Genomic DNA, 21413 nt, shown 5'->3' on the forward strand with positions numbered 1-21413 from the left:
AGAGCTGACGGTCGATTCCAGAGAGCAGGCAGAAGGTGGCAGACGATTTTTCGGTAGCGGTTCTGCAGTCGTGGACCATCTCCTTCTGGCCCACGTTCTTCATGCTGCTGACTGCCGGGATGTATTGCCGGGGCTGGCGACTGGCCTCTGCGCTGCGGCCACGGGAGCTGCCGGTGTGGCGCATGCTCTGCTTCCTGCTTGGCCTTGCGGTGCTGTGGCTGGCGATCAGTTCGCCGCTCGATGCGCTTGGCCAGTTCCTGCTGGTGGCGCACATGACGCAGCATCTGCTGCTGATGTCGGTGGTGCCGCCGCTGATTCTGCTGGGCGCGCCCACGGTGCCGCTTTTGCGGGGGGTGCCGCGTTTTTGCGTGCAGGAGGTTTTTGCCACCTGGGTCGGCTTTGCCCCTTTCCGCGTGCTGGGCAAGCTCATTACGCATCCGGTTTTTGGCTGGCTGGCGATGAACGTGGCCTACATGGGCTGGCACGTTCCGGCCATGTACGAGCTGGCGCTGCGCTCGAACGACTGGCACTATGTGGAGCACGCCTGCTTCCTCTTCGGTTCGCTGCTCTTCTGGTCGCATGTGATTGAGCCCTGGCCGAGCAAAAGCACGTGGTCGCGCTGGCTGATTATTCCCTACATCATCACCGGCGACATCGTGAACAGCGTCGTCTCGGCCTCGCTGGCCTTTGCCGCGCATGTGGTTTATCCCACTTATGCGACGGTGCCGCGCATCTTTGAGATCAGTGCGCTCGATGACCAGTTGGCTGCAGGCGCTGAGATGTGGGTGCTCAGCTCGATGATCTCTTTTGTGCCGCTGGTGGCCACCGTGATGCAACTGCTGGAAACGCGCAAGCAGCGTGCGGGAAGCGCGGAAATTGCGTCTGCGGCAAAGCAGACGCCTGCGTCCCCTGCACCCTTCGATCTGCTGCGTCTGCCGCTGGTCGGTCGCTTGCTGCGTGCGCGGGGGGGAAGGCTTGCATTGCAGGCGATCAGCTTCGGCGGTTTGCTGTGCATGGTAGCTCATGGCCTGGTGGGAACGCCGCTCAGTCCGCTGAATATCTCTGGAGGTTTTTTGTGGACCATCGCGCGGCCCTTACTGTTTTTGTTGGTGCTGGTGGTGGGCAACGTCTTTTGCATGGCCTGTCCCTTCACCTTTCCACGCGAACTGCTGCGTAAATTCTGGACGCCACGCTGGCGTTGGCCAGCAAGGTTGCGCGGCAAATGGATTGCGCTTGCACTCACCGGTGTCTTCTTCTGGAGCTATCTGAAATTTGACTTGTGGAACTGGCCGAGCGCCACGGCATGGTTGCTGGTGGCTTATGTTGGCTGCGCCTTTCTGATCGATGCGCTCTTTGCGGGGGCGAGCTTCTGCAAATATGTATGCCCGATTGGCCAGTTCAACTTTGCTACCTCGCTGCTGGCTCCGTTGGAGGTGCGCGCGAAGACTCTGTCGGTCTGCGCATCGTGCGAGGGCAAGGATTGCATCCACGGAAATCCGCAGCAGCGCGGCTGTGAACTGCAGCTTTACATGCCGCAGAAGATGGGGAACATGGATTGCACGCTCTGCATGGACTGCGTGCAGGCCTGCCCGCATGACAATATTCAGATTGCCGCTCATGCGCCCCTGCGCGATCTGACCAGCGAGGGCTACCGTTCCTCGATTGGCCGCTATGCGCAGCGCGTGGATGTGGCGGCGCTCTTCCATGTGCTGGTGCTGTTTGCGCTGGTGAATGCAGCGGCCATGACGGCACCGGTTTTGCAAGCATCTACTGCTCTGACGCAACGCTTTCCTGTGCTGGCCGCGCCGTTGGTTTCTCTGCTGCTGTGTGGGCTGTTGACGGCTGCATTTCTGCTGCTGATGGCGGCTGTGAGTTGGCTGTTGCGCGGTTTTACGCCAGAAAAAAGCAGCCGCGCAGTCTTTGGACGCATGGCGTTGGTGCTGCTGCCTGTGGGGCTGGCCATGTGGGCCGCGCATCTGCTCTTCCATCTGACGACGGCGGGCGATAATCTTCTGCCGGCGCTTGATCAGTTCCTGCTGGACTTTGGTGTGCGTGCTCAACTACACACCGCAGCCAGTGCGAATGCGGCGATGGGCGCAATGTGCTCACCGCAGATGCTGATGCTGACCGCAGGCGGTGGCGGTACCAATTTATTGAGCCTGCAGATCTGGATTCTGGATGTGGGTCTGCTGCTTGGGCTTTACGTGGCGTGGCGCATGCTGCGGCCCATAGCCTCTTCCCGCAGTGCAAAGCTGCTTCTGCTGCTTGTTGCAACGTTGCTGGCGGCCACGTATTACGCGGCTGCGGTGTGGGTCTTCAACCAGCCGATGCAGATGCTGGGCATGGGGGGCGGCCAATGAGGATTCTGGTCCTGGTTTTGGTGGGAATTTTTGCCGGGAGCGTACCGTTGATGGCGGATGGCGGCCGCATTCGCATGCACGAAAAGTCCGGTCCATTCCTCATCACGCTTTTCACCACGCCGGATCCGCTTGTTGCTGGGCCAGCCGACTTCAGCGTAGCGGTGGAACGTGCTGATCGCGCCGGCGTTGTGGAAGATGCCGAGGTGACGCTGCTTCTGACCCGGCCCGATGGAACGCATCTGGCGCTGCAGGCCACGCATGGTGCGGCCACCAGCCGTTTCCTTTATGCCGCTAACCTTTCCTTGCCCGTGAGCGGCGCATGGCGCGTGAAGGCGATTGTGAGCAAGGGCGATTTGGTTGGCGAGAGTGAAACACGCGTGGATGTGCTGCCCCTTACATCCTTCGGCGATCAGACACACTGGCAAATTGCGGCGGTTCCGATTTCCGTGCTGTTGTTTTTTCTGCATCAGATGCGTAGACGCCGATTGGCCGGGCGGCGCAGGCGTCTTTGAAGATCAGACGGCTTCTGAAAAACAACATCACGCGGTATGAATGAATCCTTGGTGACGTGTTCTGTGTTTAGGCCTGCTCGTTGCTGTCCAGAATTTGGCGCACCTGTGTCAGAAGCTCTTCCGGGCGGAAGGGCTTTTGCAGAAGGATTGTCTGTGGGCCGAGGCTGGTTTCGTCGTTGAGTGAGTCGTCAGTGAAGCCGGAAATGAAGATCACCTTCAGATCTGGTGAGAGGATCCGGCCTTGCGCGGCCAGCTCCGGTCCGCTCATTTTGGGCATGATGACGTCGCTGATCAGAAGGTCGAGGGAAGGCCTTCGGTCGCGGATCACTTCGAGTGCCGCTTGTCCGTTGGCAGCTTCAAGTACGGTGTATCCGCGCGTCTGCAATATGCTGGCCAGCAAGGTGCGCACTGTATCTTCATCATCCACTAGCAGGATGGTTTCCGAACCTTTGGCGACGAATTTTGTCGTGGGAGTTGCGTCGCAAACTGCTTTTTGTCCTGAGCCAGCGGGAAGGCTCAGAAGAAAGGTTGTGCCGCTGCCCGGTTCGCTCTTCACTTCAATCAGGCCGTTGCTCTGCTGCACGATTCCGTAGAGGATCGACAGGCCCAGACCAGTTCCTCGTCCGGCTTCCTTGGTGGTGAAAAAAGGCTCGAAGATGCGCTCAATAGTGGCCTTGTCCATACCGCAACCGGTGTCGGTGACAACCAGACGAACGCAGGGGCCAGGCTTGAGGGGAGGATGCATGGCGGCTTGCTCGGCGCTGATTTCGCCGTTCTCGGTGTGGAGTGTGAGCGTACCTCCGCGGGGCATGGCGTCGCGGGCGTTTACCGCCAGATTCATCAGGACCTGCTCCATCTGTCCCTGATCGGCCAGAATGGTGTGCAGATGTGGAGCGCATTCCAGTTGCAGGCGCACATCGGCGCCGATCAATCGTTGCAGCATCTCGTGCATGCCGCGGATTACATCGTTTAGATGGAGGGATTCGCGCAGCGGCTTCTGCTTGCGGCTGAAGGTGAGCAACTGCCTTGTCAGTACGGTTGCGCGCTGTTGCGCCTGTAGAATCTGTTGTACGTATTTGCTGCCGAGTTCGTCTTCTTGCATATGCTCTTCGAGCATTTCACCATAGCCTAGAATGACGCCGAGCAGGTTGTTGAAGTCGTGGGCCACGCCGCCGGCCAGTAGGCCAATGGCTTCCATCTTTTGCACCTGCATGAGTTGTTCGCGGGTTTCGCGCAGGGTGTTTTCGGCGGTCCAGCGCTCGGTAATGTCCTGGAATTTTACGAAGGCCATTCGTTTGCCGCTTTCGTAGGCGGCAATAGCCCCGGAGAAGCTGAAGAGGAACTCCGCACCATCCTGCGAGCGGCGGATTTTATAGAGCGCATCCTGGAGGGATTCGCCGTGCAGGATGCGCTGCATGGGCGTTTGATCAGGATGGACCTGGGTGCCATCCAAGTCAAAAATGCAGATGGTTTTGAGAAAATCATTGACGCAGAAATCAGGATATTGGTCCAGCGAGAATCCCAAGATACGCGTGACTGTGGGGTTCCAGCGGATCAGATGACCGTCCATGTCGGTAATCATCAGACCTTCGTGGAGCGAATCGACGACGGTTTCAAAGCGGGCCTGACTTTCGCGCAGGGCGGCTTCGGCCTGTTTGCGCGCTTCGATGTTGCGCATGACGTAGTAATACAGACGCTCGCCGTTCCAGCCGGTGGGAGTTACGCCCACTTCAACATCGTGTATGCTTCCATCCAAACTGCGTATGCGGGCTTCGAAGGTCAGTGGGGTATTGTTGCGGGACGGAAAGTGAGCGACCACTGCTTCGCGTGTTGTGAAGTCGTTGTCCCAGTTCCATGGATGGAGTCCTAAAACCTGTTCGAGCGGACGACCGAGCAATGCGGCAAAGCTAGCGTTGGCCTCCACCACCTGATCCTGATCGTCGAGCAGGAACATGGGGTCTGTAGCCTGTTCAAAGAGTAGACGTGTATGTTCGGATGCAGCTGCCAGGGCCAGTGCCGTCCGTTTTTGTTCGGTAATATCCTCACTGAAGACGATGATGCCGCCAATGCGTCCGCTGGCATCGCGCCAGGGACGATCTTCCCAGCGCAACCAGTGGGTAGTGCCATCGGTATGCTCATACTGTTCTTCCTGCATCCGTACGGTTTCGCCGCTCAGGGCGCGTTGGTCGGCCTCGCGCCAGTGGGGCAGAGCCTGAGGGTTGACCTCGTAGCGATGGCGGCCGATCAGTGGCACGTCGCCCAGATCTCCATCTTCGCGCCAGCGTCGGTTGGCGCTCAGGTAGCAGAGGTCGCGGTCGAACATGGCCAGCGCCACGGGAGCGTCTTCAACAAAAATCTGCAGAAACTCTTCGCTGCGTCGCCGGGCGTCTTCTGCTTTTTTATGCTTGGTAATGTCTTCGGTCAGAAGCACGATGCCGCCAATCTGACCATCGCCGGTCATCCATGGCCGCAGGGTACGGCTCAGCCATCGCAACTGGCCATCGCGGCGCACGTAGCAATCTTCTGACGAAAGGATGGTTTCGCCAGCCAGTGCGCGGGCCTGCTCCTCCTGCCAGCGCTGCGGAGTGCCGGGGTCCAGTTCTTGATGGATTCGACCGATGATGTCCATGCCGGTTAGGGCGCGGTCCTCTTTCCAACGTTTGCTGCAGGCCAGAATGCGCATTTCGCGGTCCAGCATGGCCAGCCCTGCCGGGGCTTCCTGAATCATGATTTGCAGCAGGCCGTTACTTTCACGCAAGGCACTCAGCATGGCATTGTGCTCGGATATGTCGCGTACGATGGCGCTGACACCGCTGACCATTCCTTGTGCGTCATGAATGGGAGAAAAAGTGCAGGAAACCGGAATGCGCTTTTCGTTGTGGCCGAGTAACTCGGTTTCATGGGCTATGGATTCCCCGCAGGCGATGCGCGTCAGCATGCTCTCACGCAGTGCATCATTACGCTCCGGGACTAACAACGAAAAGTTGCGCCCCACCACATCTTCGGCCTGGTAGCCGAAGATCTTTTCCGCACCGGAATTCCATGTCTGGATGCGGCCATCGAGGGACGAGCTGATGATGGCGTCGCTGCTGGACTGCACGATGGCGGCCAACTGGCGGGCGGCGGCTTCGGCTGTGCGCCGCATTTCTTCGCGGGAAAAATTGTCCAGAGCGAAGGACAGATCTCCGGCAGCCTCTTCCAGCAATTGAATTTCCTTCTCCTGAAAGTAGCCTGTTTCTCCTGCATACAGAACAAACACACCGCAGGCTTTCTGATTGAGTGTGATGGGAAAGGTACAACTGGAACGGAAGCCATGCCTGCCGGCGGCCGCGTGCCAGAAGCTGGTGGCTGGGTCGTTGAGGAAGTCGTTGCAGATATAAGGGCGTCGTCTGCGGAGGGTTTGGCCGGTGGGCCCCATGCCTTCGGACCGCTCATCGGCGTACATGGGAGCCTGCTGCAGATACTCGGTGTGAGGACCGTACATTGCCGCGGGAATCACCTGTTGGGTCTGCTCATTCACCAGACCAATGAAGGCCAGAAGAAAACCACCCATCTCGACGGCAACTTCGCAGATGCGGTCAAAGAGTTGCTGGCGATTGTCGCTGTGCACAATGGCCTGATTGATCTGACTCAGGGCATTGTAGAGCCGGTTCATGTGCTCCAGTTCTGCTTTGTAGTGGCCGGAATGAACTTCTTCGTCCAATGTGCCCTCCAGACAAAACGGAATCGCAGATTGAATCACACCATCTTCAGATTATGAACTTGCAGTAAAACGCAGGATCATGCTTCGATGCGCAGGCAGGAACCATCATAGCGCTGGAGTCGGATTTGCGGTAGAAATCTCGCCAAAGAGAGGGAAATATCCCGGAAAGATGGTACAGAAAAAAGCAGCAGGAAATGGAAACGGGCTCTGCATGCGGCAGAGCCCGTGGGAAGGGAGGGGGTTACTTTTGTGTTGCTGGAGAGGTCTGAACGGCGCGTTTTTAGCTGCTGTAGCGCGTGACCCAGTGTGCATAAGGCGCAGGCAGAGTCGCCCAGCTGGGCCTGTCGATGCCAAGTGTCTTTGCCGCGTGGAAGGGCCAGTGCGGCTCAACCAAAAACTGCCGGGCAAGTGTGTATAGATCCAGTTTGCCGGCGCGCACAATCGCATCGGCCTCGGCCGGATCGGTGGAGAGGAACCAGGCTGTTGAGCCCGGCAGACCGGTGGCAGAAAGCACCTTTTCGGCAGTAGGAAGCAGGAAGTTCTTGCCCCAGGGAATCTGTGCTTCGGGAGTGTTAAAGCCGATGGAAATATCGGCAAAGTCCAGCCCTTCGGCCTTCAATTGCTGCAGCAGCGCGATGGATTCGTTGAGCATGGCTGCATCGTCGCCGGCAAACTCCACTACGCTCAGGCGCATGGCCAGGGGAAGATGCTCAGGCCACACTTTGCGTACGGCGCGGAAGGTTTCCAGCAGATAGCGTGCACGGTTTTCCGCACTGCCACCATACTCGTCGGTGCGTTGGTTGGAAAATGGCGAGTAGAAGTTTTGCGCCAGATAGCCGTGAGCAAAATGCAGCTGCAGCCACTCAAAGCCAGCGTCGCGGGCGCGCTCCGCGGTGCGCACAGTGTCGGCCTGCACGCGGTGAATTTCTTCGATGGTCATGGCGTGGGGAAGACGCGGCAGATTTTTGCCGAAGGCGATGGCCGAGGGTGCGATGGTCTGCCAGGAATTGGGCTGGCCGAGGGGAATGTGGTCGTCGCCCTCCCAGGGACGGTTGGCCGAAGCCTTGCGCCCGGCGTGCCCAATCTGAATGCCCGGGACTGCGCCTCCATCCTTGATGCCTTTGGCAATCCCGGCCAGAGCGCTGGCCTGCTCGTCGTTCCATAGGCCAAGATCGGCCCAACTGATGCGGCCTTCGGGCGAAACTGCCGTGGCTTCCACCGTCACCAGACCAGCACCGCCACGCGCCAGCGACGCATAGTGAACCTTGTGCCAGTCGTTGGCAACTCCATCGGTGGCCATGTACTGGCACATGGGCGCTACCGCAATGCGGTTGCGCAGTGTTACGCCCTTCAGCGTGTAGGAATCAAACAAACCTGGCATGATTTCTCTCCTGGGATGAATCTTTGCGATGCGCGAACAGACAAGTGGGTGGCGGGGAAGAACTGCCGCACGCTTCATCCGACTTGGTGGAACGGATTTACAAAACCATTTTACTTGCACGCGCTCTCTATTTGCAAGCGCTGTATATTTGCGCAAGCGTTATAAATTAGAACGAAACAATCGTACAATCGTGAAAGGAGAATGAATTGATGCCCCCCGCCCACAATCCGCAGACCGCTCTGGCGCAGGGATGGTGCGTGCTGTCGGTGCTGCATGAGCGTATTCAGGCGCACATTGAGCGGGCACTGGTGGAAAAGCATGGTCTGACGGTGCGCGAGTACTCATTGTTGAACGTGCTCAGTCGCCAGAACAGCGGTCCTGGCGGGCACTTGCAGATGAAGCAGGTGGCCGATGCTGTGGTTCTGAGCCAGAGCGCTACCACGCGGCTGGTGACGCGGCTGGAAGAACGCGGCCTGCTGGCGCGTTGCTTCTGTCCTACGGACAGGCGCGGCATTTATACCAATGTGACGCCCGAGGGGCAGGCGTTGCTGAAGGCCGCGCGGCCGACGAATCATGCTGCGTTGCACGAGGCGCTGGCCGAGGCCAGCCGCGATCCGCAGCTTAAGCCTCTGGTCAAGGCTCTGGAAGCATTGGGCGCGGCCTCGTAATCCTCTACAAAATTTTGCATAAGCAAAGGGCGCTTCTCGCAGTGGAAGCGCCCTTTGTTTTGCCGTAGAACGACTGCATCAGCGCAGATAAATCAGAGTCGCGCGTTTGCTTCCGGCGGCAATCCGCACGAGCGTGACAGCGCCGAAGCGGTCGGAGGTGCTCTCCCAGCTCCCCAAGGTCAAGGATTTTTCTGCAGGCAGCACCTTGCCGTTGAGCGCAACGCTCTTTGCCGCAGTGTGAATGCGCAGCAGGTAGCTGTGCAACGGGCTTGCGTAACTGCCCGTGGCGGCGGCTAGCGTCAGTTGTACGCCTTGGGTGGTTTGCCGTGCAGTGACCAGTTGGCGCAGATACTCGCCTTTCTCGTAGTTGTAGCTCTTTCCATCGTCGTCGTAGACGAGGAAGCTGGCGGCGGTTTTGGCCGGGAAGACGTCGAGGGTGATTTCGGCGATGGGTTTTTCATCTACCCAAAGCTGGGGTGCTTGCGTGGCCAGAATCGAACCACTGCGCACGAAGAGGGGAATGTCTTGCCAGCTTTTTGCATCGATGGGCAGCGTAATGGTCTGGCCGCCTTCGTAGCGCTTGCCGCTAGCGTAGTCGAACCACGCACCGGAGGGCAAATAGACACTCTGTGAGGTTGCTCCTTGCGTCACGACGGGGGCGACCAGCAACGCATCGCCAAACATCCACTCGGAGTCGATGCTGGCGGTCTTCTGGTCGGTAGGGAACTGCCAGAAGAGCGGGCGCACCAGTCCTGCGCCGCCTTCACTCAGTTGCCGCTCATAGGAGTAGAGGGTGGGCAACAGACTGTAGCGCAGTTCGAGCGCATGGCGGGCTGCGGCTTCGGCTACTGGCCCGTAGAGCCACGGCTGGCGCTTCTCGTCCAGGTCGCCATGTACGCGCAGGATGGGCACAAAGGCGGCAAACTCCATCCAGCGGGCGTAGTTTTCATTCGACGGATGGCCGTGGAAGCCGCCCGTGTCCATGCTCCAGTGGAACTCGCCGGTGTTGAGCGCGGAGAGCATGCGGCGGCGTTGCAGGGCCATGGAGTCGAAGCCGGTTTGGATGTCGCCTGACCAGCCTGCATAGCCGTAGCGGCTGGCTCCCAGATAGAAGTTGCGATTGATGCTCCAGACGCGCTGATTGGCCGTGGCGCGTTGCCCGTCATAGAGCATGCGGCCCATATTCAGGAACTGAAAATTGTTGAAGACGGTTTGGCCGGAGATGTCGGCTTCATCGTTCCACCAGCCTTCCATACCGGCGCGGAAGGCTGGCTCAAGATGCTGCCAGTACCAGCGGCGGGTTTCCGCCTGGTTGAAGTCCAAGTCGAGCGCCGGACGATGGGAAAAATAGTCGGGCATGGTGGGCTCGTTCGGATACCACAGACCGTGCGCGGTAGCGTCGGCGGCGGCTTCCGTCGGATGCTTGATGAAGCCTGCCGTGGTGGTCAGAATGCGGGGCTTGAGTATGCCGGCCAGATGCACGCCCTGCGCGTTGAGGTCGCGGGCAAATGCGCCGCTTGTGCCATTGGGGTATTTGTTGGCGGCAACTGCGCCCGCGCCCGAGGTGCTGTTCCAGCGGAACTCGCCGTAGTTGTCTTCGCCCCAGGCCTTCCAGTCAAAGTCGAGGATGAAGCCGTCGAGGGGCAGGTTGCGCGCGCGGTAGGTTGCGACGATCTTTCTGACTTCGTTTTCTGTTGAACCCCACTGGCTATTCAGCAGGCCGAGCGTCCATTTGGGCGGAAGCGGCGGCGTGCCCACCAGACGCGAGAGCGTGGCCATCGTTTCGAGCGGTGGGCCTGCCAGCACGAAGTACTCCACGTCGGGCCGGGAACTGTGATCGAAGCGGAGGCGCTGCTGTGCCGTGGAGAATTGGCCTCCATCGGAGTCAATGAGCAGACCGTAGCGCGGGGTGAAGACCAAGGGCGCGCCGCTGTTGCCCTGCACGCCGGCCGCGACCTTGCCGCCTGCGTTGCGGATGAGTGTGCCGCCGGACTCATTCATGTCGAGCCCGTGCATGCCGTAGAGGTTTTCGCCCGCGTCGTGAGCGAAGCTTACGCTGCCTGCGGCTTCGTCCAGAGGCGCGTCTTCACGCAGAATCTGTCTGCCGTGCGCATCGAGGAAGGTGAGTGTGTAGGGCTTGGACTCCAACACGCGCACGGTGATGCCTTTGGCTGCGAGCGTAACAACGCCATGCGCTACGGAGCGTGCAACGGTGGCAGGTGTGTGCAGCGCAGGATGCGGGCTGAGCACCAGCGTGCGTTCGCTGGGCTGCGCGGTGTGCAGTGTGTGCACATCAACGATGCCCGCTTCCACGATACGTACCTCGACCCGTGTTGCACCGTTGTTGAGGACGAAGCCATCGCGTAACTGCTCAACACGGGTCTGGTTTGGGGAGGCAGTGATCTGAGGAAAAGAAAGTGGAGAGAAAAATACGAGCGCCGCAACGGACGGAAGAAGAGGCGCGAGTAGTCTGACTGCCGGTTTCCAGTGCAAGGCGGGCTCCTTTTGTGGAACTCCTATTTAACGCACAACAAACACAGTCATGCTTTCAGGTCTCTCTTCCATGCGTAAAGAGCCTTTTTCAAGGGTGGGTGAAGTTGCTGGCGTCATGGCTGCGGCCGCGAACTGTGTGCAGCCGTCGAGGGCCGTGTTTTTGAGCGGCAGGGTGAGGGTTTTTTCTTGTGTGGCGCGGTTCACCACGATGAGCAGCCGCTCGCGGGTGTGCTGCGCGTTGCAGCCGTTGGCGTCCGGTGTGCGGACGAAGGCGAAGCTGTCGGCGTCGGTGGCAAGATTCTGCTCCAGACCCGTTTGCAACTCGGTGTGCGTGGCGCGGAAGGCGAGCAGTTGCGCGGTCCAGGTGTAGAGATCCTGCTCGGTTGCGGTGCGATCAGCGGCCAGGAAGGCGTTGCGTTTGTCGCCAGCGAATCCGCCGGGAAAATCATGGCGGTTGTCCGGGTCTTCGCCGCCGTTCATGGCGATCTCGTCGCCGCTGTACAGCATGGGCATGCCGCGCAGCGTGGCCAGCAGGCCCAGCACGAGTTTGGTGCGGGGTGTTGAGCTGCCGAGTTCTGTGAACAGGCGCGTGGTGTCGTGGTTTCCGGCAAAGGTCACCAGCCGCTCCGGGTGAGGGTAAAGCGCGTCCTGACGCAGTATGGCTGTTAGATTCGTCATGGGCCCGGCATGGCCGAAGACGTCGCGCAGGGCAAAGTAGAGCGGGAAGTCAAAGGGTGTGTCGAGCCCGGTATCGATGCCTGCATGCGTCTTTCCTCCGGCAAAATAGGAGGTTACTGCGGGATCGCGGTGGAAGATTTCTCCCACCGTGGTCAGGCTGGGTTCAACGCTGTGCAGAGTGGCGTGAAAGTCGCGCCAGAAGCCGCGATCCACATACGGAAATGTGTCGAGCCGTATGCCGTCGAGGCCGACCGTTTCCACCCACCACAGGGTGTTCTGCGTAAAGTAGCGGGCCACCAGCGGATTGCTCTGGTTCAGGTCGGGCATGGCGCTGGTGAACCAGCCATCGGTGATGGGCAGGGTGGCTTGCTTGGCGGCATGCGGATCAACGAGCTGATAGAAGTCGTGCTGGACTTCTATATGGTTGGCTGCGGTGCCGTGGAACCACTCCGGAGCAGGTGGATCTCTGACCCAGGGGTGCAGGATGCTGACGTGATTCGGCACCAGATCGATGACCAGCTTCATCTGTCGCTGGTGCAGCGCGTCAGCCAGATGGCGATAGTCGTCGAGCGTACCGAAGTGGGGATCGATGGCGTAAAGATCGGTGGCGGCGTAGCCGTGATAGCTTTCGGGGGAGCTTCCGTTCGAGGCTACGGGCGTGGTCCAGAGCGTAGTGACGCCGAGCGCTTGCAGGTAGCCCAGATGCTGCGTGATGCCAGCCAGTGTGCCGCCATGCCAGCCGCGTGGCGCAGTGCGATCATCGCCTGCAGGCGCAGGGCGGCCGCCATCTGAAAAGCGGTCGGTCATGATGAGGTACAGTACATCGGAAGCGCTGAAGCCCGCAGGCTTTGCGGTGCGCTTCTGCAGCACGTAGGCCGACTGCGTTGAACCGGATTCATTGGTTGCGGTAATGCCGAGCGTCTGCGCTGCGGCCTGGTCGGTGTTCAGCCATAGAAAGGCCCAATGGCCGCTCGCGGAAATCTGCGTGCGTTCCAGTGCAACCTGGTTGCCCGTGAGCGTGAAATGGGCGCCTTGCAGATTCAGTCCATGCACCAGCAGCATGGGGCTGGGTAGATCGACCCACCAGTCGGGCGGGTCGATCTGGTCGATGCGGGGAAGGGCTGAGTGAGAGGGTGGAATTGCCGGGCCAATTGCCGGCCCCTGCGCCACGACGGGTCGCAGGAAACAACTGGCGCAGACAAGAATGCATGCCAGAAAAGCAGAGCAGAACGAACGCATATGCAACTCCCGCCAAACGTACAGGACTGCCTTCCGCATGATGGTGAGAGCTTGGCGGTCAGCAATCAAAACTGTGGAAAAAACTTCCCCGTGTTGCTGAGGCTATAGGCAACACAGGGAAGAAAGAGTCAGTTATAGTATTTTCGGAATTGCTGTAGACCGAAAGCAGGATGCTAAGTGCCTTTTTCCTCAAGAAAAAGGCACCTTGCAAGCCCCTTAAAAAGGCTACGTGTATTCCAAAAATGCTCTAGAAGGTGAAACGGGCAGCTAACTGAACTTGGCGGTTGCTGTAGACTTCGGTGGATTCGATCTGGCCGAAGGTGGAGCTGCTCATGCTGGATGTCGGATTGGTGAACTCCGCCGTGTTGAAGAGGTTGAAGGCGTCGCCATGCAGTTCGAGCGTGTACTTGTCATTCAGGTGCAGGTTCTTCTGCAGGCTTAGATTGACGGCGCGATAGCTGGGACCGTAGATCTGGTTGCGGCCGAGCGTGCCCAGACGGCTGTAAACCGTGGTGCCGTCGGAGGCGGTGATGGTGGGAATGTTGGCCGAGAAAGCATTGGGGTTGAACCAGTATTTGCTGATGCTCTTCGGATAGCTGACGCTGGCTACCTTGTCAGGGCGGTTGCCCGGGTTGTCAGCGCCGGTGGAAAGATCCACCGGTGTACCGGACTGCAGCAGGGCAATCACGCTCGACTGCCAGCCGCCGATCAGCCAGTCCAGGGGGCGCGAAACCGTGCCGCCAAAGCGCTTGCCGCGACCGAAGGGGAGCTGATAGAGCAGCGAGGTGCTGAAGACTTCACGCTGGTCCTGGCTGGAGTTGCCGTAGCCGGCCATCGGGTCGTAGTAGAGAGCGGTGGTCTGGCTTTCGAATGCGCCCGGTGAATCGTCAAGCGTGTGCGACCATGCGTAGGAAACCGTGCCTACCAGGCCGTTGGGCGAGCGATGCTCGGCATGAATCTGCAGGCCGTCGTAGTTGGAGATGCCGTTGTAGTTGTTGTAGGTGATGGAGCCCATGGTGGAGAAGTTCTGCTTACCCGTACCGAACTGATAAAGGTTATAGGGATAGTAGGTGGACAGACTGCTGCCACGCGTACCCACATAGGCGACGTTCAGTACGTTGTCGGAACCGATCTGGCGTTCGATCTGCAGGTTCCACTCCTGCACCATGCTGTTGTTGTTGTCACGGTTGACGGCAACCATGGTGGTGCCTTGCGGCGGACTGTTGGGGTTGAAGTTCGCGTAGCCGCGCGAGGGCAGAGCCGTGGTTACCGCGCTGGGGCTGGTGTAGCCCGCGCAGTTGTAGGAGCCGGTGTGGCTGGAAAGCTGACCGGTAAAGGTGGTGCAATAGCCCTGGCTGGCCAGATAGCTGTTGCTGCCGCCAAAGGGAGCCTGCTCGCCCAACTGATTGTCGATGCCGCCGTAGTCAAGGAAGTAGAAGAGGCCGTAGCCACCGCGTACCACGGTTTTGCCGTCGCCATTCAGGTCATAGGCAAAGCCAAAGCGCGGGCCAAAGGCATGGTGGTCCTGGTTCAGGATGGAACGCGAGACGCCGTTCACGTTTGCTTCGAGCACGTGACCGGTAGCGATGTCGAACGAGGACTGCTGATTGTGCTTTTCATAGGGATGCGACAGGTAATCCCAGCGCAGGCCCATGTTCAGGGTCAGGCGGCGGTTGAAACGCCAGCTATCCTGCGCGAAGAGGCCATCTTCCTGTCCTTCATTGGCAAAGTAGCCGGCCTGTGCGCCGATCTGATAGTTGTACATACCACCGGCCAGCAGTTCGGAGACTTCGTAACCGGTGTACAGCACCGTGCCGTTATCGATCCAGAAGTAGCCTTTGCCCTCCTGCGGGTTGAAGAAGGCCACTTCGCGGCGCATCAGCGTGCCGCCGAATTTGAAGGAATGGGTTCCGCGGTTCCAGCTGACCGAATCCGTGAACTCATAGGTGTTTTGCGGCACAGCATACAGGCCGTAGTCGCCGGTGTACTCCAGTTCACCCGCCCAGCCGCCAATCAGCGCGCCGCCGGTGGTTTCCTGGTTGATGTTGGCGTTCACAATGCCCAGGTTCTTGGAAACGTAGTTGCCATACATCGGCGGAGTGTAGCCGTAGTTGTCGCGGTTGTAGGCAATGCGGGCTTCATTCACCAGACTCTGCGAGAAAGTGTGCGTGTAGCCCAGAACGTAGCCGCGGGCGTGCGTGGGGTTGGTGCCCGTGCCGCCACCGGCCGGTAGATTGGCGAATTCGCTGGTCTTGCTGTTCACCGAATTGTCGTAGCTGAAGCGGAAGAAGGCCAGATTCTTGGCGTTGGCATTCCAGTCAAAGCGCAGGTCGTAGGTGTTGTAGTTGTTCTTTTCCGACTGGTTGTCGAGGTAGTTGTTCAGGTAGCGATCCGAGCGCGAAGGCGTCGGGAAGGCGTTCAGGTAGTTGACGGCGGCCGAGTTCAGACGGCCACTGGAAATGATATTGCCGCTGAAGGGCGTGCAGGTGGTGGGATCGTAGATGTACCCCGGGCTGGTTTTGCCGGCCAGGGTAGATCCTGCGCAGACCGGATAGACGGTCTTGTAGGCTCCGCCATTGGCGTTGGTGTTCTGTCCGGAATCTTCCAGCTCGGTAAAGATGCCCTGGCGCATCAACTTGGTGGGCACCGTCAGGTAGTGCGACGAAACCGCGATGAGTTCACGCAGGGCCTGATAGTCGCCAAAGCCGAAGAGCTTGTTCTTGATGATGGGGCCACCAACTGAGAAGCCCGGCTGATTGCGCAGAAAGCCGCCGGCTGGAGTGGCTGTGGCGTCATTGAAGCGGTAGTTCGGGTTGGAGTCGAAGCTGCGATCACGATAAAACTCGAAGATCGATCCGTGGTACTGGTTGGTGCCGCTCTTGATGGAGCTGATGACGATGGCGCCACCGGCACGGCCATACTCGGCCGGCGCGATGTTGGTGTTCACCTGGAACTCCTGGGTGGCGTCGATGTTCGGAAAGAAGAGAATCGTTCCTACCATGCCATCGTTGTTGTCCACGCCGTCCAGCAGGTAGTTGTTGGCCTGGGGCCGCAGACCGTTGACCGCCAGACCAGCGCTGCCGCTTTCGTTGTTGCGCATGGTCTCGGTGTTGTTGCTGGAGCCGCCGCCGCTGGCCGCGTCGCCATAAGCGCCGCGGGTTACGCCGGGGGTGAGCAGGGCCAGATTGGAGAAGTTGCGACCGTTCAGGGGAAGTTCGCTGACCTGTGCGCCCTGAATGGTGGCGCCGATGGTGGCATCGCTGACGTTGACCAGCGGAATAGCCTCGGTGACTTCAATGGTTGCCGAGGTGCCGGCTGGCTGCAGCTTCAGCGGTACATTCTGTTTGCTGGCCACCAGGATGGTGACCAGGGCGTTGGCGGTCGAAAATCCAGCGGCCTTGGCGGTGACTTTATAGTTGCCGCGGGGCACGGCCAGAATGTTGTACTCGCCAACGCCGTTGGCCTCGGCGCTTAGTTTCAGGCCGTTTTCGGTATTAGTGGCCGTAATCTGGGCTCCGCCGATTACAGCTCCTGTCGGATCGGTTACGGTGCCTGTAATTACGCCAGTATCCGTCTGGGCTAGAAGGCCTACGGCTGAAAACAGCAGAAAAGCTGCCAGCGTAAGAACCGTTCCTGCCAGCGTTCCGAAGTTTGCGGAATGGCATTTTTTTATTTGGATCATCACATCGTCCTCCCAAAGTTTGGAAAACGGCTGAGGGGAAAATTGCATCATCCCCGGAGCGTTCTCCCACGAACAGGGACGAGGAAACGCCCGACGCCAAGATAAAGTCAATTCAACAGGTCCCTATTTGCAGTCAATTGGCAATCTTTTGTGGTTCTCCGGCGATCTTGTTGAATCGCATGAATGTTACGCCATCTTCTCTCCCGCTGGCCAGGGTCGTTTGAAAACCCTTTGCGGCATTTTTTACCTCAGGAGACGAAAGAATTCTGCCAGCCATGCCTACTTCCCCTTAAACTGTCTGGCAGGAATTTACAGGGTCGAATGTTGGACGTAAAAGACAGAAAAGACGAAAAACCTGTTCGTGGCCAGCTTCGCTTTGGCCTTTTCGAGGCCGATCTGGAAGCTGGGGAGTTGCGTCGCTCCGGTTTGCGGGTCCGGTTGCAGAGCCAACCCTTTCGCATGCTCAAGGTGTTGCTTGAGCATCCCGGCGAGGTGGTTAGCCGTGAGACGCTGCAGCGTGAGCTGTGGGGAACCGACACAACCGTTGACTTCGACCATGGTCTGGGCATTGCGGTCAATAAGCTGCGGGAGGCTCTGGGGGACTCAGCCGAGAATCCGCGCTTTGTAGAGACGCTGGCCCGGCGCGGCTATCGTTTGATTGCTCCGGTGCAGGTGGTTGAGCCTGAAGGAGCTGTGGCTGTTCCGGCAATTGTGACTTCGCCCCGCAAGCCGATTCCAGGGCATTGGTGGCTGGTAGGAGCTCTGGCGGTGCTCAGCCTGGTTCTGCTGGTTCTCCTGCTTGCCGGCAAGGGGGACCGTAGCCCCTATCAGGTGGCGCAGATTACCTATAGCGGCCATGTGCTGGCCAGCGACCTGGTCGTGGAGAGCTTTTCCGGCTCGGCCAGCGACGGTGCCCGCATCTATTTTTCGCACGTGGACAATGGTACGCCGGTGCTGGCCGTGGCGCTGATCGCCAATGGCGAGATCAGCCGCATTCATCTGCCCTCGGCTATTGGTGCGCCGCTGCTTTGTGGCCTCTCGCCTGACGGCTCGAATCTATTGGTGCGTAGCCATCTGCAGACCGAACCGGAGCAGCCGTTGTGGATTGTTCCTACACTGGGCGGCGATGCCCGGCGCATACCAAATATAGAAGCGCATGATGCCACCTGGATGCCCGATGGCAAACGCCTGCTGGTGGCCAGCCGCAACGATCTGCTGGTGGTGAACCCCGACGGCAGTGACGTGCATAAGCTGCTGAGCTCACCGGGGCTGGCTTTTTGGCTGCGCTGGTCGCCGGATGGTCGTCATTTGCGCTTCACCTTGCGCGATCCCAAACGGCAGACCTCGGAGCTATGGGAGGCGGCGGCTGACGGCTCGCATCTGCATGCGCTTTTGCCCGGCTGGAGCAAGCCGGCTTCGGAGTGTTGCGGCAACTGGACGGCCGATGGCCGGCAATATGTTTTCCAGTCCACACACAGCGGGCGCAGCAATCTGTGGGCGTTGGCGGAGCACGCCTGGTGGCCGTTCGCGAGTGCGCCGCGGCAGATTACCAACGGCCCGCTGGAGTATGCCGCGCCCAGCACCGGTCCTACGGGGGAGCGGGTCTTCTTTATAGGCAATACGGCGCAGTTCGAGCTATTGCGCGCCATGCCGCACAGTTCGGCTTTTACCGAGCTGGATCCGAACCTGAGCGCAGCGGCCCTGGCGCAGTACTCGCCCGACGGCCAGTGGTTGGCGTGGCTGAACAACTCCGACCTTTCGCTGTGGCGCAGTCGCGTGGACGGCAGCGAACGCATTGAGCTGACCAGCCCTCCGCTGCACATCTTCAACATGAAGTGGTCGCCTGACAACCGTAGGCTGGCGCTGATGGCCTATGAGCCGGGCAAGCCCTGGCGGATCTATCTGATCGACGCCGACGGTGGCAATCTGAAGGCACTGCTGAACGAGGATCTGAACGAGGCTGACCCCAGTTGGTCGCCCGACGGCCGGTCCATCGTCTTTGGCCGTCCGCCGGAGCGTATGGCTAATGGCCAGCCTCGGGCCATCTATATTCTGGACCTGGAGACGCGCAAGGCGAGCGAAATTCCGGGTTCGACCGGGTTGTTCAGTCCGCGCCTCTCGCCCGATGGCCGCTATCTGGTGGCTCTGCCCATTGATCAGCATGCGCTGATGCTGCTGGACCGCTCGACGGGCCGCTGGAGCACACTCACGACCCATGGCGCGGGCGATCCTACCTGGTCTGCGGACAGCCACGCGGTCTACTTTCAGGATTTTCTGGAGCCGGGCAAGCCGATTTATCGCGTCTCGGTGCCCGACGGCAAGCTGCAACAGGTGGCTACCATTACGAATCTGCTGCCGGTGGCCGCAACCGACTACCGCCTGATAGGCCTTGCGCCGGGTGATTTGCCGGTGGTTACGGCCAGAACGCCGGCGGTGGACTTTTATCAGCTGGACCTGAATGAGAGGTAATGCTGGCCGGGAGGTCTTCGCCGCGGGCTTTCTCACAGGCGTGGCGAACGTCCTGGCTGGCGGCGTTGTTGTTTTGCACCTTTTGGCAGGCGTGTAGAATCCTATCCATGGAGCGTGATCGTAAGCGCTCCAGCCAAAAGATCATGCTAGAGAAGCGAGTAGACGACCAGGCCAGTGAGTTTCGCCAGACGCTGGGCGAGGCACAAAAGATTCTGCAGGAACATCTGACGCGCCTGGGGCTGAAGCGCAGCACCCAGCGGGAGCTGATTCTGCGCGTTTTTTTGAAGAGCCGTGAGCACCTTTCCACCGAGGAACTGCATGCCCTGGTCAAACGGCAGGACCCGACCGTGGGCTATACCACCGTCTATCGCACGCTCAAGCTGCTGAATGAGTGCGGGCTGGCCGCTGAGGTCGAGTTCCACGACGGCGTGGCACGCTATGAGCATCGCCTGAACCGCCGCAATCATCACCACATGATCTGCACCGGCTGCAGCGATTCGGTGGAGTTCTTTTCGCCGGAGATCGAAGAGATCGAGCACCGCATCGGCGCAAGCTTCCACTATGCCACCAGCCGCCACAGCTTCCAGATCTATGGCCTGTGCGAGGCCTGCCAGGAGAAGGCGAAAAAGCCTGTCCACCGCAAAAAAAAACAGCTTCAATCCTGAAGCTGTAGCGGTGTGGATACTTTACCGGTAGGCAGGTTTCAGCAAAGTTTCCCCGGATATAGAACAAGAGAGTGGCAGAATATGACTTTGTTTTGTGCGTGCAATAGCTCAGTATCAAAGATGCTGCAATGAGACTCTGATCATTCAGTTATTTTGGCCGATGGGGAACACATGCTCTTCAGTGCTGCGTGATTCTTCGCTGACCAGCGGTTATAGCATTTTCGGAATTGCTGTAGACCGAAAGCTGGATGCTAGAGAAAATCAGGAAAGGTAGTCCCAGAAAAATGGTGCAAGGTTGCCGCTCCCTGATGGTCAGGGCAACTTTGGACCTGCGGCTTGCGGGTACAGTATCCCTGATTTTGCTATCAATGCCTTTTTCCTCAAGAAGAAGGTACCTTGCAAGGCCCCTAAAAAGTCTACGTGTATGCCGAAAGTGCTCTAAGGATGGAAGAACGTGTCGTCGGGCTTTACTGCCCTGGAACTAGCGTTGACCAACCGCATCAAGAAATGAGCATCTCTCCTTGAATTCAAAACAGACAGTATCCACACCAGAAGTGGATGCGGACGCGAAGGCACTGAAGTCCCAAGCCTTTGCCGAGCATCCTTTGTTTACGCGCTTTTCCGCAAATCCTATTCTTAGCCATGAGCACTGGCCCTATCCGATCAACAGTGTGATGAATGCTGGTGTTGTCTTGTTGCCAGACGGAGATACGCTGCTTTTGTGCCGTGTAGAAGACCGGAGCGGCTTGTCACATCTTTGTGCCGCACGCTCCTCGAATGGTGTCGATCATTGGAGGATAGATCCGAAGCCCACATTGGTGGCGAATGCCCGGGAATATCCGGAAGAGATCTGGGGCATTGAGGATCCACGCATTACATACATCCCGGAACTGGAACAGTATGCAGTGGCATACACTTCTTTTGCGCGGGGTGGTCCCGGAGTCTCTCTTGCCCTGACCAGGGATTTTAAGAGCTTTGAGCGCTTCGGCGTGGTTATGCCTCCCGAGGATAAGGACGCAGCCTTATTGCCGCGCAGAATCGGTGGGCGCTGGGCTCTGATTCATCGTCCGATGACGGCGCTTGGCGCGCATATGTGGATATCCTATTCTCCGGACTTGCGGCACTGGGGTAGTCACAAAATCATTCTGGAAGCCAGACGCGGCGGATGGTGGGATGCGAACAAGATTGGCCTCTGTTCTCCGCCGATTGAAACCGACAAGGGATGGCTGATGATCTACCACGGCGTTCGCCAGACGGCGTCGGGAAGCATTTATCGTCTTGGCGTAGCGCTTTTTGATCTGGAGAATCCGGAGATTTGTTTGCAGCGTGGTAGTTCCTGGATCTTCGGTCCTGAAGCCAACTATGAGCGTTGTGGAGATGTCAAGGACGTGGTGTTTCCGTGCGGTCAGACGATCGGCGCAGACGGCGATACCATCAACATGTATTACGGTGCCGCCGATTCCTGTATTGCTCTGGCAACAGGCAGCATTCGTGGCCTGCTCTCCTGGCTGGATTCGAATCCGAGTTTAATGGAGAATTCGAATTCTGAGAGAGCTTGAGTGT

12 protein-coding genes are annotated in these 21413 nt (G+C 58.9%); 6 read left to right on the top strand and 6 right to left on the bottom strand.

Annotated elements, in window-relative coordinates:
* Positions 1 to 35 precede the first annotated feature (35 nt).
* Complete coding sequence (locus tag ACOBR2_RS08440; protein WP_420239581.1) at positions 36 to 2360, top strand: cytochrome c oxidase assembly protein; 2325 nt, start codon at positions 36 to 38, stop codon at positions 2358 to 2360.
* The gene (locus ACOBR2_RS08445) at positions 2357 to 2872 is read left to right on the top strand and encodes a hypothetical protein (protein WP_420239582.1); all 516 of its coding nucleotides are present in this window, start codon (positions 2357 to 2359) and stop codon (positions 2870 to 2872) included. The genes ACOBR2_RS08440 and ACOBR2_RS08445 overlap by 4 nt, the downstream gene beginning before the upstream one ends.
* Positions 2873 to 2939: 67 nt before the next feature.
* On the opposite strand, the gene ACOBR2_RS08450 is transcribed toward ACOBR2_RS08445, so the two are convergent.
* Complete coding sequence (locus ACOBR2_RS08450; RefSeq protein ID WP_420239583.1) at positions 2940 to 6575, bottom strand: PAS domain S-box protein; 3636 nt, start codon at positions 6573 to 6575, stop codon at positions 2940 to 2942.
* Positions 6576 to 6855: 280 nt separating this feature from the next.
* Positions 6856 to 7956 (bottom strand): NADH:flavin oxidoreductase/NADH oxidase, encoded by a 1101-nt coding sequence (locus ACOBR2_RS08455; RefSeq protein ID WP_420239584.1) that lies wholly within the window; start codon positions 7954 to 7956, stop codon positions 6856 to 6858.
* 209 nt (positions 7957 to 8165) lie between these two features.
* Between ACOBR2_RS08455 and ACOBR2_RS08460 the strand changes: the two genes are divergently transcribed.
* Positions 8166 to 8624 carry a MarR family winged helix-turn-helix transcriptional regulator gene (locus ACOBR2_RS08460; RefSeq protein WP_420239585.1) on the top strand — a complete coding sequence of 153 codons (459 nt, stop codon included), beginning with the start codon at positions 8166 to 8168 and terminating at the stop codon, positions 8622 to 8624.
* 78 nt (positions 8625 to 8702) lie between these two features.
* Here the strand turns inward: ACOBR2_RS08460 and ACOBR2_RS08465 are convergent, their stop codons facing one another.
* From ACOBR2_RS08465 to ACOBR2_RS08480, 4 genes are all read right to left on the bottom strand, one after another.
* Entirely contained in the window at positions 8703 to 10937 is a 2235-nt protein-coding gene (locus tag ACOBR2_RS08465) for a TIM-barrel domain-containing protein (RefSeq protein WP_420239586.1), read from the bottom strand.
* 207 nt (positions 10938 to 11144) lie between these two features.
* Positions 11145 to 13034 (bottom strand): alpha-amylase family glycosyl hydrolase, encoded by a 1890-nt coding sequence (locus ACOBR2_RS08470; protein ID WP_420239587.1) that lies wholly within the window; start codon positions 13032 to 13034, stop codon positions 11145 to 11147.
* A 247-nt stretch (positions 13035 to 13281) separates the two neighbouring features.
* Positions 13282 to 16716, bottom strand: coding sequence for a carboxypeptidase regulatory-like domain-containing protein (locus tag ACOBR2_RS08475; RefSeq protein ID WP_420239588.1), 3435 nt, complete (start codon positions 16714 to 16716; stop codon positions 13282 to 13284).
* 133 nt (positions 16717 to 16849) lie between these two features.
* Complete coding sequence (locus ACOBR2_RS08480) at positions 16850 to 16993, bottom strand: hypothetical protein (RefSeq protein WP_420239589.1); 144 nt, start codon at positions 16991 to 16993, stop codon at positions 16850 to 16852.
* A 44-nt stretch (positions 16994 to 17037) separates the two neighbouring features.
* Here ACOBR2_RS08480 and ACOBR2_RS08485 point away from each other — a divergent pair, with 44 nt between their 5' ends.
* The 3 genes from ACOBR2_RS08485 to ACOBR2_RS08495 all read left to right on the top strand — a co-directional run bounded on the left by ACOBR2_RS08485 (position 17038) and on the right by ACOBR2_RS08495 (position 21409).
* Positions 17038 to 19185: a winged helix-turn-helix domain-containing protein gene (locus ACOBR2_RS08485; protein ID WP_420239590.1), complete on the top strand. Its 2148-nt coding sequence runs from the start codon at positions 17038 to 17040 to the stop codon at positions 19183 to 19185.
* A gap of 107 nt (positions 19186 to 19292) precedes the next feature.
* Positions 19293 to 19850 (top strand): Fur family transcriptional regulator, encoded by a 558-nt coding sequence (locus tag ACOBR2_RS08490; protein ID WP_420239591.1) that lies wholly within the window; start codon positions 19293 to 19295, stop codon positions 19848 to 19850.
* A gap of 521 nt (positions 19851 to 20371) precedes the next feature.
* Positions 20372 to 21409, top strand: coding sequence for a glycosidase (locus ACOBR2_RS08495; RefSeq protein ID WP_420239592.1), 1038 nt, complete (start codon positions 20372 to 20374; stop codon positions 21407 to 21409).
* Positions 21410 to 21413 lie beyond the last annotated feature (4 nt).

The organism is Telmatobacter bradus (genome assembly GCF_048629425.1).
In the GTDB taxonomy this organism is placed as follows: Bacteria; Acidobacteriota; Terriglobia; order Terriglobales; family Acidobacteriaceae; genus Telmatobacter; species Telmatobacter bradus.

Excerpts from the sequence above, each read along its gene's own strand:
- ACOBR2_RS08470 (WP_420239587.1), bottom strand. The coding sequence starts at position 13,034 with ATGCGTTCGTTCTGCTCTGCTTTTCTGGCATGCATTCTTGTCTGCGCC.
- ACOBR2_RS08460 (WP_420239585.1), top strand. The coding sequence starts at position 8,166 with ATGCCCCCCGCCCACAATCCGCAGACCGCTCTGGCGCAGGGATGGTGC.
- ACOBR2_RS08485 (WP_420239590.1), top strand. The coding sequence starts at position 17,038 with ATGTTGGACGTAAAAGACAGAAAAGACGAAAAACCTGTTCGTGGCCAG.
- ACOBR2_RS08480 (WP_420239589.1), bottom strand. The coding sequence starts at position 16,993 with ATGGCTGGCAGAATTCTTTCGTCTCCTGAGGTAAAAAATGCCGCAAAG.
- ACOBR2_RS08475 (WP_420239588.1), bottom strand. The coding sequence starts at position 16,716 with ATGATCCAAATAAAAAAATGCCATTCCGCAAACTTCGGAACGCTGGCA.
- ACOBR2_RS08445 (WP_420239582.1), top strand. The coding sequence starts at position 2,357 with ATGAGGATTCTGGTCCTGGTTTTGGTGGGAATTTTTGCCGGGAGCGTA.
- ACOBR2_RS08490 (WP_420239591.1), top strand. The coding sequence starts at position 19,293 with ATGGAGCGTGATCGTAAGCGCTCCAGCCAAAAGATCATGCTAGAGAAG.
- ACOBR2_RS08455 (WP_420239584.1), bottom strand. The coding sequence starts at position 7,956 with ATGCCAGGTTTGTTTGATTCCTACACGCTGAAGGGCGTAACACTGCGC.